11 protein-coding genes are annotated in these 14322 nt (G+C 53.2%); 8 read left to right on the top strand and 3 right to left on the bottom strand.

Annotated features, from left to right (window positions below; all coding sequences use genetic code 11):
- Positions 1–386: 386 nt before the first annotated feature.
- On the top strand, positions 387–1556 hold the full coding sequence (locus HMPREF3143_RS21765; protein ID WP_070534284.1) for a coiled-coil domain-containing protein: 1170 nt from the start codon (positions 387–389) through the stop codon (positions 1554–1556).
- Here HMPREF3143_RS21765 and HMPREF3143_RS21760 read toward each other — a convergent pair whose 3' ends face one another.
- Positions 1557–2321: a siderophore-interacting protein gene (locus tag HMPREF3143_RS21760; RefSeq protein WP_070534283.1), complete on the bottom strand. Its 765-nt coding sequence runs from the start codon at positions 2319–2321 to the stop codon at positions 1557–1559. It lies immediately after the preceding gene.
- Positions 2322–2467: 146 nt separating this feature from the next.
- Between HMPREF3143_RS21760 and HMPREF3143_RS21755 the strand changes: the two genes are divergently transcribed.
- Entirely contained in the window at positions 2468–2962 is a 495-nt protein-coding gene (locus HMPREF3143_RS21755; RefSeq protein ID WP_021242349.1) for a PadR family transcriptional regulator, read from the top strand.
- Here HMPREF3143_RS21755 and HMPREF3143_RS21750 read toward each other — a convergent pair.
- Positions 2959–4518, bottom strand: a complete 1560-nt coding sequence (locus HMPREF3143_RS21750) for a methyl-accepting chemotaxis protein (protein ID WP_070534282.1) — start codon at positions 4516–4518, stop codon at positions 2959–2961. The genes HMPREF3143_RS21755 and HMPREF3143_RS21750 overlap by 4 nt on opposite strands.
- 337 nt (positions 4519–4855) lie before the next feature.
- Positions 4856–6376: a methyl-accepting chemotaxis protein gene (locus HMPREF3143_RS21745; RefSeq protein ID WP_008503173.1), complete on the bottom strand. Its 1521-nt coding sequence runs from the start codon at positions 6374–6376 to the stop codon at positions 4856–4858.
- A 435-nt stretch (positions 6377–6811) separates the two neighbouring features.
- Here HMPREF3143_RS21745 and ygjG point away from each other — a divergent pair, with 435 nt between their 5' ends.
- The 6 genes from ygjG (at position 6812) to HMPREF3143_RS21715 (ending at position 14317) form a co-directional block, all read left to right on the top strand.
- Positions 6812–8191, top strand: coding sequence for a putrescine aminotransferase (gene ygjG, locus HMPREF3143_RS21740; RefSeq protein ID WP_070534281.1), 1380 nt, complete (start codon positions 6812–6814; stop codon positions 8189–8191).
- A 511-nt stretch (positions 8192–8702) separates the two neighbouring features.
- Positions 8703–9245: a fimbrial protein BcfA gene (locus tag HMPREF3143_RS21735; protein ID WP_008503171.1), complete on the top strand. Its 543-nt coding sequence runs from the start codon at positions 8703–8705 to the stop codon at positions 9243–9245.
- A gap of 72 nt (positions 9246–9317) precedes the next feature.
- Positions 9318–9851: a fimbrial protein gene (locus HMPREF3143_RS21730; RefSeq protein WP_021242352.1), complete on the top strand. Its 534-nt coding sequence runs from the start codon at positions 9318–9320 to the stop codon at positions 9849–9851.
- Between the two features lie 45 nt (positions 9852–9896).
- A complete protein-coding gene (locus tag HMPREF3143_RS21725; RefSeq protein WP_008503169.1) occupies positions 9897–10604 on the top strand; it encodes a fimbria/pilus periplasmic chaperone in 708 nt (235 codons plus the stop codon).
- A 77-nt stretch (positions 10605–10681) separates the two neighbouring features.
- Positions 10682–13309: a fimbrial biogenesis usher protein gene (locus HMPREF3143_RS21720; RefSeq protein ID WP_070534280.1), complete on the top strand. Its 2628-nt coding sequence runs from the start codon at positions 10682–10684 to the stop codon at positions 13307–13309.
- Positions 13310–14317 carry a fimbrial protein gene (locus tag HMPREF3143_RS21715; RefSeq protein ID WP_008503167.1) on the top strand — a complete coding sequence of 336 codons (1008 nt, stop codon included), beginning with the start codon at positions 13310–13312 and terminating at the stop codon, positions 14315–14317. It begins immediately after the preceding gene.
- Positions 14318–14322 lie beyond the last annotated feature (5 nt).

Genomic DNA, 14322 nt, shown 5'->3' with positions numbered 1-14322 from the left:
ATAAATCTTTAAAATGGAGCTCAGTATCGCCAGGTCGCGGGTTCTAGTCCAGCAGGGGATACCAAATTTAAGCTGTAGAATCATATGATTAAGCCACTCGATTGAGTAGCTTTTTTGTTGGCTGAATAACGGGTGCCCCCTTGTTGTCCCCTGAGTTTTCCCCCAAGCATTTGCCAGGTTACACCCCGCCTCTGATTTTTGCTGCACCCTATGCAAGCACATACGGAATCAATCACACGTAGTCCGGCCTGCCGCTCACCCTCACAAACCCTAAAAACTAAAGAAATCCCCCATCGCGCCGATCATCATCCGTGTGTATTATTTCCTGTGGCTTTTACAACAACTAACCTTAACTCAAATACTTAAGCGCCAAAGCGAAAGGCATCATGAGCACACCGATCAAACGGCTAGAAATCATTAAAAATGCCATTGAGCTGGAAGATGACGACATCATCCAGAGCCAGCTGACACGCCTGAAAAATGAAGCGCTTGACGATGAGCTACAGGCAATCGTCGTGGCGCTTGAGGAGAAGAACTACACCGCGGCCATGGCGGCCATTACCGCCTGGCTGCAGGGCCAGCGCGCCGTGACGCCGTGGCGCGATCCGCAGGTGGCGGCCAGCAAGCTGGAACTGAAGGCGCTGGAAGAGCGTCTGCGCGATCTGATTGACCGCCGCAACGCGCGGGTGCAGCAGCTTGATGAGTTCAACGATCTCTATTTCTCCCGCCTGGGGCCGCTGATGCAGCAGATCCTCGCCCTGCGTAAAACGCTGGCGGAGCTGAACCTGCGTCGTCAGCAGGCGGAAGCGCGTCGGCGCGAGGAGGATTACCGTCGCTGCCAGCACTATATGGCGCAGGCGGTAGAGGTGCTGGCGACGCTCACCCAGCGCTGGCGCGATCTCCCGGCCGACTCCGTCCAGGCCGCTGAGGCGCGTAAGCATCTGGAGCAGCAAAGCAATCTGATTGCCAACCTGCTGGCCGAAGCGCTGGAGCTGGAGAGCGGCTTAACGCGCGAGGAGGAGCCTGCGCGTCAGGCTCGCGACGAGGCCAACGAAGAGTACGAGAAGTATCGCGAACAGCATCACGATGCCGAAGTGCGGCTGCGCAAAGGTAAGCATCTTTCACAAGAGGACCAGAACGAACTCAAGCGTCTCTGGCGGCAGGCGAGCAAGCTCTGCCACCCGGATCTGGTGGCGGACGATCTGAAAGAAGAAGCCAACAGCATGATGGTACAGCTTAACCAGGCGAAGCAGCGCGGCGATGTGAAAGCCATTCGTTCGCTGGTGGCCCGCCTGCAGCAGGGCTTCGAGCCATTGATGGCAAGCGACAGGCTGAACGATCTGGAACGTATCCGCAAAAAAATGGCGCAGGTTCGCGAGCAAATCGACATTTTAGTGAACGAGCTGGCGGAGCTGGAGAAAGAGGAGTCCTGGCTGCTGGTCTCGTCGTTGAGCAATATGGAAGCGTACTTTGCTCAGCAGGAGAAAGCGCTGCACGAGGTCCGCGCCTCGCTCGAACATCAGGTGAGCGAAGCGCAGCTGGATTCAGCAGCCTGATTATTTGGCGTGCCAGTATGCGCTGGCACGCACCAGCTGTGGGTCAATCGCGTCGGTTTCAAACTGACGGTTCAGGCGTTTCACCACCTTCCCTTCCCCGGTCAGCCAGATAAAGTAATCGTCCTCCGGAACGCTCAGCGCCGCCAGATGGTCAGCGACTGCCTGCTCGCTGTGGCCCACCACCCACGTGATGTTGAACGCGCTCAGGTGCGCCAGATAGTCCTGGTACGATTCATCCCCAACCGTCACGACCGCGTGTATGTCCGGGCGAACCGGCAGTTGAGCAATGCTCTCTAAGCGTCGGCGCAGCGCGGGCATGCCGGATTCATCGCACACGTACAGCTGCCAGGCGTAATCCTCCGGCACCACCAGCGAACCGCGCGGGCCGCCAATGGTCAGCTTGTCTCCCGCTTTCGCCTCAACCGCCCAGCTGCTGGCAATGCCGCCGTCATGAATGAAGAAATCGAGCATCAGCTCATGACGGACCTCATCATAGAGCGGCGTATAGTCGCGCGCCTGCGGACGCACGCCGTCGCCCCAGTCGATGCCTTCATCGGTGACCACCGGTGGCGTAAACGTTGTCCCGGGTGCCGGGAAAAAGACTTTGGTATGGTCGTCGAAACCGCGGGAGCTAAAGCCCTCCAGCGCCTCGCCGCCTAGCACAATGCGCTGAAAACCCGCGCTTACGCGCTCAACGCGGAGCACCGTCAGCTCGCGAAAACGCAGGTCATTACGAACACGCTGTGGATAACGAGTAGATGCCATTTTTAGACCCTTTTCTGGTGAATACGATATATCTAAATCAATTTTCAAATGATAATGATTACTAATAAGGAAAAATGCAAGATCTTTTAGATTGCATCTGAATATATCTTAGATATAGTTTAGATATATCAAAAAAAGGGAATACTATGCGACACGAACACGAGGGCGGCGGACGTCGGCCGCGCTTTTTCGGCCACGGCGATTTGCGGCTGGTGATTCTGGATATCCTGACCCGCAACGCGAGCCACGGCTATGAGCTGATTAAAGAGATCGAGAACCTGACCCAGGGGAACTACACCCCGAGCCCGGGCGTCATCTATCCAACCCTGGATTATTTGCAGGATCAGGCGTTTATCACCATTACAGAAGAAGAGAACGGGCGTAAGCGCATTGCGATTACCGCTGAAGGACAACACTGGCTGGACGAAAATCGGGAACAGCTGGAACAGATCCAGGTGCGTATCAAAGCGCGCAGCGTCGGCTTTCAGCTGCGCAAAAACCCGCAGATGAAGCGGGCGCTGGATAACTTCAAGGCGGTATTAGACCTGAAGGTGAATCAGGGAGAGCTCAGCGACGCGCAGCTTAAGCAGATTATCGGCGTAATCGACCGCGCGGCGCTGGAGATCTCCCAGCTGGATTAAGCCGGTGCGTGCTCGCTCACGCGGAAGACGCGTACCAGCTCTTTCAGGTGCATCGCCTGTTCGTTAAGCGATGCCGCCGCCGCGACGGATTCCTCCACCAGCGCGGAGTTTTGCTGGGTAGTGGCATCAATCAGGCCAATCGCGCTGTTGATCTGCGAGATCCCCTCCGTCTGCTCATGGCTGGCCTGACGGATCTCGCGCAGGATCGCATCCATCTCCTCCACGTTGCCAACCATGCCGTTAATCAGCCCACTCGCTTTTTCGACCAGGTTCATCCCGTCCTGGGTCTGGCTGGTGGAGCTCTCAATCAGCTCGCGGATTTCGCTGGCAGACGACGCGCTCTTCTGGGCAAGCTGGCGCACCTCTCCGGCCACTACCGCAAAGCCGCGGCCGTGCTCACCGGCGCGCGCCGCTTCCACCGCCGCGTTCAGCGCCAGAATATTGGTCTGGAACGCAATAGCGTCGATCAGGTCGATAATGTCGGACATCCGGTTGGAGGTCTCGTTAATCAGGCGCATTTTGCTGGTCACCTGCTTCATCATCTCACCGTTGTTTTTGACCACCGTGGCGGCATCGGCAGAAAGGTTGGTCGCTTCACCGGTATGCGAGGCGGTATTTTTCACCGTGGCGGTGATCTGCTCCATCGAGGCGGCAGTCTGTTCAACGGAGCTGGCCTGCTCTTCCGTGCGTGCGGCCAGATCCTGGTTCCCGGCGACAATCTGCGCGGCAGCGCTGGAGATATTCTCCGAGCCGGTTTGCACCTGCTGCACAATGTCCAGCAGACGCGTCTTCATCTCCATCAGGGCATGCAGCAGCAGGCCCGTTTCGTCTTTGCCGTGCGGCGTAATGCTGCCCGTCAGATCGCCCTCTGAAATGGCTTTTGCAAAATTCACCGCCTCACCGAGCGGGCGGGTGATGGCGCGCACGATAAACCAGCCAATCAGGCTGCCTGCCCCAACGCTAAAGAGCGTGAGCAGGATCAGCAGCAGACGGTTAGACCTGAAATCCCCTTCCACCTGCGTGCCCGCACGCTGCATCTCGCTGTTCTGAATGGCGATCAGCTCCTTCACCTTCGCTTTATAAGCCTGCTGCACGGTGAGGGTGGTGGTCATCATCTCCTGTATGGCGCCCGCACGGTTGTTGTTCTGCACCGCCTGCAGAATGCGGTAGCGTGAATCCAGGTACTGCTGGCGCACGCTGCGGATCTCCGCCAGCACCTGCTGAGACTGTTGATCCTGCAAGGCGTTGTTCAGCTCGCCCAGGATCACCGTGATATGCTCGCTGATCTCTTTCAGGCGCTGCTGAGATTGCCCCGTGTAGGTACCCTGCTCGTCCAGCAGCATTAGCTGTTGAGTGCTAATAAATTCCTGGAAGTTATCAATTAACTGGTTCGCTTTTACCGTAGTCGGATAGTCATGGGTAACAATGGACTGCATCCCATTATTTGCCCGGTTCAGGCTCAGCAAAGACACACTTGCGCTGATCGCCATCAGGACAATAAAGAACCCAAACGCCAGAAATAATTTCGTGCCGATCTTTACGTCATGAAAGAACATATTTTCTCCATCGATGTGATTATTTCTCAGACGATCGCTGTTATCGGTAACGATTTCGCTAACTTTATGAGTTTGATCGTTTTTTTATTTCATAATCCTCACAATGCATAGGTACAGGCTATTAATATGGCCTCATCGATCGTTACCAGACCGCCAAACGGGGTATTTTCGAAATAGCATTCTGAAAAACTGACTTAGGCAGGAATAAATAACCGAGGCACTTTCTTTAGTTATTTAATATTAAATTAACAACAAATCCCATTAATAGTCACAATCAGAAAAATAAAAAGCCGTTTATTCCCTACGGTATAAACGGCTTTTTTGGAACATGACTGACTCAATGGAGCACGGTCACCGCATCCTTAAGGCGTCCGGCGCGGTGCTTCACCATGGCAGAAATGTGCGCGCTCTCCTCGACCAGATCGGCGTTTTTCTGCGTGATGCTGTCGAGTTCAGCTACCGCGCGGGTTAGCTCTGATAAGCCGGTTGCCTGCTCGGAGGTCGCGTGGCTGATCTGGGCGATAAGCTGGGTCACGTTTTTCACCTGCACAACGATATCATCCATCGTACGGCCCGCGGCGTGAACCTGCTCAGAACCGGACTGCACCTTGCTGGCGCTGGCATCAATGAGTTTACGAATATCGTTAGCGGCACTGGCGCTGCGGCTGGCGAGATGACGGACTTCGCCCGCGACCACGGCAAACCCTTTACCCTGCTCCCCTGCCCTTGCCGCTTCAACTGCCGCGTTCAGCGCCAGAATATTGGTCTGGAACGCGATATCGTTAATCAGGGAGGTGATCGAGCCAATGCGCTGCGTGCTGTCGGCAATGTCATCCATCGTTTTAACGACGGTTTGCATCGCGTTGCCCCCTTTCGTCGCCGCGCTGCTGGCGGCCACGGAGAGTTTGTCCACCTCGGCGGCGGTTTCGGAGTTACTCTGAACGGACGCGGCCATCTGGTTCATTGTCGCGACGGTCTGCTGCACGTTCGCGACGGTCTGACGGGTCCGATCGTTCAAATCTTCATTTCCCTGCGCCAGCCTGTCGCTCCCGTCACGGACGCTCACCACCTGGCTCGACACGTCATTGATCAACCAGCGGCACATCAGGCCAAGTTGTCCTACCGCGCGCAGCGTCAGGCCCAGCTCGTCGCTGCGGTTAAGATGCTGCACGCTGTTGCGCTCGCCGGTGGCGACCTTCAGCGCCTGTCGCGCCACATTCTCTATCGGGCGGACAATCTGTTGCTCAAAGAGCAGCGTTCCCATCAGCATCACCACCGCAGCGGCGGCAAGCGGTAACCAGCCTGCGGAGGTGGCGGCCAGCGTGGCGGCGAGTCCGGCAAAGAGCACCGCCATCACGCTGCGCACGCGCCAGCGCAGCGGCATGGCCGGGAGTTTACCCAGCCAGCCCTTTCCCACCACCAGCCCTTTGTGAATACGTTTTTTACAGCGCCCGTCGTTCAGCGCCCGGTAGAGCGGCTCCACGGCGGCGATCTCTTCCGCTGTGGCTCTGGTGCGAATCGACATATAGCCCGTCACCTGCCCGCGGCGCACCATCGGCACCGCGTTAGCACGCACCCAGTAGTGGTCACCGTTTTTGCGCCGGTTTTTGACAATCCCGCTCCACGGCTCGCCCTGCTGCAGCGTGTACCACATATCGGCAAACGCAGCTTTTGGCATATCGGGATGGCGCACCATATTGTGCGGCTGGCCCGTCAGCTCATCGAGCTGATAGCCGCTCACTTGCACAAAGGTGTCGTTGGCGTGGGTGATGTAACTGTGGACGTCTGTGGTAGACATTAAGGTGGTGTCATCGTCCAGAGGATATTCATTCTGGGTGACATAGGTTGGAGAGGACATCGTGAGCATCCCTTGCAGGTTATTTGAATGTTAATTTTGTGGGTCAATGTTTTTTCGGCGGTAAACAATTTATCTTTAGTTGTTAAACTTGATGAAGATCGCAGATTTGACTTAAACCATACTTTTTGTGCGATATTTTAATTCATTGATTTCAAATACTTTCGCAAAGAAATTACCGACAAAGTATGACCTGTTAATGCCCGCTTAAGTTGCAGCGTATGCACCTCTTTAGTGCAGCGACGCTCTTCCCCCTTTCTTTATACTTGCTGCCCCGTACCGCTAAATCCCGTTTGGCTTCTTTCGGCATGATTAAATATTGTGCAACATTATTTTAACCTGGCGTTTATCCCGATTTTCGTTAAGGCCTCTGAAGTGGCGTAATCCCTGCAATACTTAAACCAGTATCATGTGATACGCGATCCCCGGGAGCACATTTTGAACAGGTTACCTTCCAGCGCCTCGGCTCTTGCCTGTACCGCGCACGCACTGAATCTCATTGAGAAGCGAACGCTTGATCATGAGGAGATGAAACAACTTAACCGTGAGGTCATCGATTACTTTAAAGAGCACGTCAATCCAGGGTTTCTGGAGTATCGCAAATCTGTTACCGCCGGCGGGGATTACGGAGCCGTAGAGTGGCAAGCGGGAAGTCTCAACACGCTTGTCGACACCCAGGGACAGGAGTTTATCGATTGCCTGGGAGGTTTTGGAATTTTCAACGTGGGGCACCGTAATCCAGTTGTGGTTTCCGCCGTACAGAATCAACTTGCGAAACAACCTCTCCATAGCCAGGAACTGCTCGACCCGCTTCGCGCCATGCTCGCGAAAACGCTGGCGGCCTTAACGCCCGGCAAACTGAAATACAGCTTCTTCAGCAACAGCGGCACAGAATCGGTCGAAGCGGCGATTAAGCTCGCCAAAGCGTACCAGTCGCCGCGCGGGAAATTCACCTTTATCGCCACCAGCGGCGCGTTCCACGGTAAATCCCTCGGCGCACTGTCGGCGACCGCGAAATCCACTTTCCGTAAACCGTTTATGCCGCTGCTGCCGGGCTTCCGCCACGTGCCGTTCGGCGACATTAACGCCATGCGCACCGTGCTGAGTGAATGCCGTAAAACCGGCGATGACGTGGCGGCGGTGATCCTGGAGCCCATTCAGGGTGAAGGCGGCATCATCCTCCCTCCGCAGGGCTATCTGCCTGCCGTGCGTCAGCTGTGCGACGAGTTTGGCGCGCTGCTGATCCTCGACGAAGTCCAGACCGGCATGGGGCGTACCGGCAAGATGTTCGCCTGCGAGCACGAAAACGTGCAGCCGGACATTCTGTGCCTGGCGAAAGCGCTCGGCGGCGGCGTGATGCCGATTGGCGCGACGGTCGCCACCGAAGAAGTCTTCTCGGTGCTGTTCGACAATCCGTTCCTGCATACCACCACCTTTGGCGGTAACCCGCTGGCCTGTGCGGCGGCGTTGGCGACCATCAACGTGCTGCTGGAGCAAAACCTGCCTGCGCAGGCGGAGCAAAAAGGCGACATGCTGCTGGACGGCTTCCGCCAGCTGGGCCGGGAATACCCTGACCTTGTGCAGGAAGCGCGCGGCAAAGGGATGCTGATGGCGATTGAGTTCGTTGATAACGAAATCGGCTACAGCTTCGCGAGCGAGATGTTCAGGCAGCGAGTGCTGGTGGCCGGAACGCTTAATAACGCAAAAACTATTCGTATTGAACCGCCGCTTACGCTGACCATTGAGCAGTGTGAGCAGGTGCTAAAAGCGGCACGTAAAGCGCTGGCAGCACTCAGAGTGCGCGTAGAAGAGATCTGATCAATCCCCCCTCTTAACCGAGGGGGATTTCATTTTTCTGGTATAAATATTACAAATTGAAATAATAGTATTATATTTCAGACATACATTTATACTTTTAAAATTATAAAGTTCCTTTTCTCTTACATGATTTTTTTTGCAACCAAACCGATATCCATACACCACCTTTATCTATTTGACCGCAAACAGGGTGCCCATTGTTAAAATCCGGTAAAAACACCACCACTCACATCATTCAAAAATATTAATTAATTCTAATATTATACCTAAAAAAAACTAACGGCATATTATACCACCATACATTGAAATAATATTTCACGACTCCTAGAATACCTGCCGCGGAACATCATAAACATGATGAAAAGAGCTTTTCAATAAGCCCGTCCATTATGCGAAATGCATATTCTAAATAACGGAACTTGTTAAACGTTATTCAAGTTCACGCTGTGAAAGCATATAGCTTTTACTCAATTTCAATTTGACAGAAAGATGTTTATTTAAAAGGATTTGTATGAAAAAGCACGTTTTAGCAATGGTCATTGCAACGGCAATGGTAAGTGGCGTAGCGATGAACGCACAGGCAGACACCGTCACGGTTTCTGGCGGTACGGTTAACTTCGTTGGCCAGGTTGTTAATGCTGCATGTTCGGTCGCAGCTGACTCCGTAGATCAGACTGTAACGCTGAGCCAGGTTCGTACTGTGAAATTGACGACAAAAGGAATGCAGGCGAACCAGAAAGAAGATTTCAAAATCGTTCTGGAAGATTGTGACACCACGGTAAGCCAGAACGCCGCTGTGATTTTCAACGGTCAGCAAGACGCAGCACTGGCAGGTTCACTGGCTAACACAGCGGGAGCTGGCTCAGCAACTAACGTCGCACTGCAACTGTTCGGACCGGATGGTAACGTACTCAATATCGGTGATACCTCCTCCAACGTGAAGCTGATCAATGGCGAGAACACCATCCCGCTGAGCGTTGACTACATCGCTACCGGTGCGGCCACGCCGGGTAACGTATCCTCGACTGCAACATTCCAGATGGTTTACTCCTGATTCGTTAGCTGCAGTAACACCCCCGGAATCTGATTCGGGGGTGTTTTGCCGATCCATCGAAACGGAGTCACTATGCGACAGGTCACCAGGCAATCAGTGCTGTTTTTCAGCGTATTGCTGTGCGTTGCACTGCCCGCCTCGGCAATTGACGACGGAAGCGTGCATTTTCAGGGGCAAGTCGTCAACACCGGCTGTTCCGTCAGTGCAGAAAGTCAGGACCAGATTGTGCGTATGGGCCAAATACGCAATAACGAATTTGCCGCAACGGGCGATTGGGCAGCACCAACAGCCTTTCAGATAACGCTAGAAGACTGCGATACCAGCGTCAGTCAACGTGCGGGCGTACTGTTCAGCGGCGAGTCCGATGCAAAAGACCCGCAAATTTTTCGCGCAGGTTATGGCGCAGGCGCAGCGCAGGGGATTGGTGTGGGAATATTTGACGCAACCGGCCATCTACTTATTCCGGATACAGCCCCGCCCTGGTACGCCCCCTTGCAGAACGGCGCCAATGTTCTGCGTTTTATGGCGAAATACCGCTCAACACAACCGCACGTTCAGGCTGGTACGGCCGACGCCCAGGTATGGTTTAACGTCGTCTACCAGTAAAACACTCAGAGGCCCGAGTGCCTCGTCATGAGAATTGAGGGAACAATGCAAATGAACACATCACCTACGTCTTTGTCTCGCCTGATGATGGCTGGTACGTTGCTGCTGACAATGGGTCTGGCAACGAATGCCTCTGCAGGTGGAATTGCTTTAGGGGCTACCCGCGTCATTTATCCGCAGGGGGATAAACAGGTTTCATTACCGGTGATCAATTCGTCGGCAGACAATACGTTCTTAATACAATCATGGGTAGCCAACGTTGAGGGTATCAAGTCACCAGACTTTATCCTTACGCCACCGTTGTTTGTTATCCACCCTAAGAAAGAGAACACGCTGCGTATTATGTATATCGGCCCCGACCTTCCTGCCGATCGCGAAACTGTTTTCTATCTGAACAGCAAGGCTATTCCGTCTGTCGATAAAAATAAGCTTCAGGGCAATACGCTGCAAATAGCAACACAGAGTGTGATTAAGTTATTCATTCGCCCTAAGAAATTAACATCCCTTTCCGTGGATGCGCCCAAAACGCTGACGTGTCGGACAGAAAATGGAAAAGTCATCATAACGAATCCATCACCGTATTACGTATCGTTGGTGCAGTTCTTTGTTGGGGGAACCCGTCTTCCCAATTCAATGGTCGCACCTAAAAACACGTTGACGGTGGATATCCCCGGCGGCGGTTCCGGCAGTGTGAAATTCCAGACAGTGAATGATTTCGGCGCAAATACCCCTACGCAGATTTGTTCCCATTAACAACCTGAAATGAAATAGCAGACCTGCATTTTGTCTTCAAGGAAGGAAGTACTTAGCATTTACTGCAGGGAAAAGAGATGAAACGTAATACTTCACTGATTTTTAGCACATTTTCTTTAACATCCCTTACGCCAGTGGCGATGGCGATAGCAGGATTGCTATCGCCATCAGATGCAAGTGCAGAATATTTTTTCAACCCGGCATTTTTGTCTAGCGATCCCTCTGCCGTTGCTGACCTGTCGCGGTTTTCCACCAATGGCCAGGCACCAGGCGTTTATCGTGTCGATCTCTGGCTTAACGGGGCGTTTGTGGCGACTCGCGATATCACCTTTACGGCAAGAAATACCGCGTCGACGGCACAACCGCAGGCGGATGATACCGGTCTGACCGCCTGTTTATCAGCAAAAGCACTGGAAAACCTGGGCGTTAACCTTCAGGCGTTCCCTGCGCTGACGGCGGAAAAGACGGACAGCTGTATTGATATTGCGTCAATCATTCCCGCCTCATCAACTACCTTTGATTTTGAGCATCAGCGGCTGGATATCAGTATCCCGCAAGCCGCCCTGAGGAATAGCGCACGCGGATACATTCCGCCTGAACAATGGGATGAAGGCATTAATGCCCTCCTGCTGAATTATAACTTCACCGGCTCTCGTAGCCGCGATCGGGGGGAGAGCAACTCAACCAGTAAAAGCTATTTCCTCGGGCTTAACAGCGGGTTGAACCTTGGCCCGTGGCGGTTAAGGGATTACTCAAGCTGGAATTATCACAACAGCGATGACTCACGCAGCGACAACTGGCAGCACATTAATACCTATGTTGAACGCGCGGTCATTCCGCTGAAAGGAAGACTGACGCTGGGCGACAGCTACACCCCATCAGACGTGTTTGACAGCCTCCCTTTTCGCGGTGCGCAAATCGCCTCTGATGACAATATGCTGCCCGATAGCCTGAAGGGTTTCGCGCCCACGATCCGTGGTATCGCAAAAAGCAATGCTCAGGTAACCATTAAGCAAAATGGCTACACCATTTATCAAAGCTATGTTCCACCGGGTGCATTTGCGATTAGCGACCTGTTTCCCACCTCCTCAAGCGGTGACCTCAGTGTTGAGGTAAAAGAATCTGACGGTAGCATCAACAGCTATTCCGTGCCTTATTCCACCGTTCCCGTACTCCAGCGTGAAGGCCGCGTAAAGTACGCATTAACAGCAGCCGAATACCGCAGCAGCAGCGATCAACAGGACGAGGTTAATTTCGTTCAGGGGTCCCTAATCTGGGGGCTTTCGCATGGCTTCACGCTGTATAGCGGATCGCAGATAACCAACAATTACCACTCGCTGGCATTCGGCACCGGCCTGAATATGGGTGAACTGGGCGCTATCTCTGCGGATGTGACTCACGCGAAGAGCACGCTGGCGGATGACAGCACGCATTCAGGGCAATCGATCCGTTTTCTGTATGCAAAATCCCTTAACGGCCTCGGCACTAACTTTCAGCTGCTGGGCTACCGGTACTCGACCTCGGGATTCTATTCCCTGGATGAAACAGCCTATAAGCAAATGCGCGGCTACACAGGTGACCACGAGGACAACGATACCGAACAGCAAAATCCCTGGATGGATTATTACAATCTGTACTACACCAAGCGAGGAAAGGTTCAGTTCAACATCTCTCAGCAGCTTGGTCATGCTGGTTCGCTCTTTGTCACGGGCAGCCAACAGACCTACTGGCATACCGATGAAAAAAATACGCTACTCCAGGTAGGCTTTAGCGGAACCATTAAAGATGTGTCCTACAGCCTGTCCTACAACTACAACAAATCACCGGGCATGTCGAAAAGCGACGAGATTTACGCGCTGAATTTGTCGCTGCCATTGAGCCTGTGGCTGCGTCCACAAAACGATGTCAGCCAGAAGCATAACTATGCTTATGCCACCTACAACATCAGCACCGACAAAAAGGGTGAAACCTCGCAAAATGGCGGGATCAACGGCACATTGCTTGAGGATAACAACCTGAGCTACAGCGTTCAGGAAGGGTATTCAAGCCAGGGGACAAAATCACAAGGCTCCAGCAGCCTTGAATACGATAGCGCCTATGGCAATGCGAACGTGGGCTATAACTACAGCGGAAACGGCGACTACCAGCAGGTGAACTACGGTTTGAGCGGCGGCGTCATTGCTCACCGGAATGGCATCACCTTTAGCCAGCCACTGGGTGATACCAACGTGCTGATTGCCGCTCCGGGCGCGAGTAACGTCAAGGTCGAAAACGAGCCGGGTATTCATACCGACTGGAGAGGCTATGCCGTGGTTCCCTACGCGTCCTCGTATCATCTCAACCGCATGGCACTGGACATCAACTCACTGGCTGACGATATGGATATCGATGATGCCGTAACCAATGTGGTCCCAACCCGTGGCGCGGTTGTGCGTGCAACCTTCAAAGCCCGGCCTGGTACGCGTGCGTTAATGACCTTAACCCATCGGGGCAAACCCGTTCCTTTCGGTGCCATGGTGTCACGTGATGACAATGGCAGCGATACGATTGTGGGTGAAGACGGAGAGGTCTATCTCTCTGGCCTGAGCCCGGCGGGAACGCTGAAAATTCAGTGGGGTGAAGGGTCAGACAAGCAATGTAGCGTGAAGTATCAATTACCTGAAAGTAAACAGCCGCTGCTGCGGTTGAAAACGGAGTGTATATAAATGAAATTATGGATGATTTTATTTTATGTGGTCGGGCTGGCATTCTCACCTTATGGAATAGCCGATATTTGTAAAAATGCTAACGGTGGCATCTCGATTGTTAACTATGATTTGACCACCACGCTGAACACCAATCAGAACATTAAAGGTGGCTCCACAGAGCTGGAAAAAAATCAGGATGTGCAGGTTAACGCCACCTGTCCACCGGGTGAGTGGGAAAAACGCACCTATCGCTCCTATTTGAGCCCTTTTCCGGTCGTCAAAACGGATGGTGAATGGAAATATCTCCAGCTTGACCCGGATTATATTATTGGCGCCATGAAAATAAATGACGCAACCATTGGTGAGTTTTATCCCCCCATTGAGTACGTTCACATGGGCGGCCACGATGAGGTGGATACCGGCGGCGTTTTCCCGGTCAACGATAATGACCTGATCTTTAAATTACAAATTGTCAGGCCTTTTATCGGCACCGTGGTTATCCCGCCAAAATTGATGTTCAATGTGTACGTCACCACGACGAATAACGATCGCCTGACCAATATTGTCTACCAGATTACCTACAGTGGCGTTATTACCGTGCCGCAAAACTGCGTCATTAATGCCGGGCAAACCGTAACGGTAGATCTGGGTTCTCTTTATCACGGTGATTTTACGCGCGCCGGGCAGATGCCGGACAACGCTCAGCCCAAAACCTTTAATGTGCCCATTGAATGTAATGCTGACGTGAACTCGCCGGCACAATTAACCTTGCGCGTTATGGGCACATCGGACCCTCGCTACCCGGAAGCGCTGGCATCGGATAATCCTGATGTTGCCGTCGTGGTTACCAGTGAGCAAGACAACATACTGAAACCGAATGTCTTTTCAAGTAGCGCACCTTTTACGACTGATGAGGCGGGCAAGGCCAACGTGACGCTGAAAGCATATCCTATCAGCACAACGGGCAATTCCCCGGAACTGGGCGTGTTCACCGCTCTGGCCTTGTTACGCGTTGATTTCGCATAAGGATT

This window comes from Enterobacter sp. HMSC16D10 (assembly GCF_001807145.1).
Taxonomy (GTDB): domain Bacteria; phylum Pseudomonadota; class Gammaproteobacteria; order Enterobacterales; family Enterobacteriaceae; genus Enterobacter; species Enterobacter roggenkampii.
The sequence above is the reverse complement of the archived record's forward strand: the minus strand, read 5'-3'. Positions and strand labels throughout refer to the sequence as shown.

Excerpts from the sequence above, each read along its gene's own strand:
- HMPREF3143_RS21750 (WP_070534282.1), bottom strand. The coding sequence starts at position 4,518 with ATGTTCTTTCATGACGTAAAGATCGGCACGAAATTATTTCTGGCGTTT.
- HMPREF3143_RS21730 (WP_021242352.1), top strand. The coding sequence starts at position 9,318 with ATGCGACAGGTCACCAGGCAATCAGTGCTGTTTTTCAGCGTATTGCTG.
- HMPREF3143_RS21760 (WP_070534283.1), bottom strand. The coding sequence starts at position 2,321 with ATGGCATCTACTCGTTATCCACAGCGTGTTCGTAATGACCTGCGTTTT.
- HMPREF3143_RS21725 (WP_008503169.1), top strand. The coding sequence starts at position 9,897 with ATGCAAATGAACACATCACCTACGTCTTTGTCTCGCCTGATGATGGCT.
- HMPREF3143_RS21745 (WP_008503173.1), bottom strand. The coding sequence starts at position 6,376 with ATGTCCTCTCCAACCTATGTCACCCAGAATGAATATCCTCTGGACGAT.
- HMPREF3143_RS21765 (WP_070534284.1), top strand. The coding sequence starts at position 387 with ATGAGCACACCGATCAAACGGCTAGAAATCATTAAAAATGCCATTGAG.
- HMPREF3143_RS21735 (WP_008503171.1), top strand. The coding sequence starts at position 8,703 with ATGAAAAAGCACGTTTTAGCAATGGTCATTGCAACGGCAATGGTAAGT.
- HMPREF3143_RS21755 (WP_021242349.1), top strand. The coding sequence starts at position 2,468 with ATGCGACACGAACACGAGGGCGGCGGACGTCGGCCGCGCTTTTTCGGC.
- HMPREF3143_RS21720 (WP_070534280.1), top strand. The coding sequence starts at position 10,682 with ATGAAACGTAATACTTCACTGATTTTTAGCACATTTTCTTTAACATCC.
- HMPREF3143_RS21715 (WP_008503167.1), top strand. The coding sequence starts at position 13,310 with ATGAAATTATGGATGATTTTATTTTATGTGGTCGGGCTGGCATTCTCA.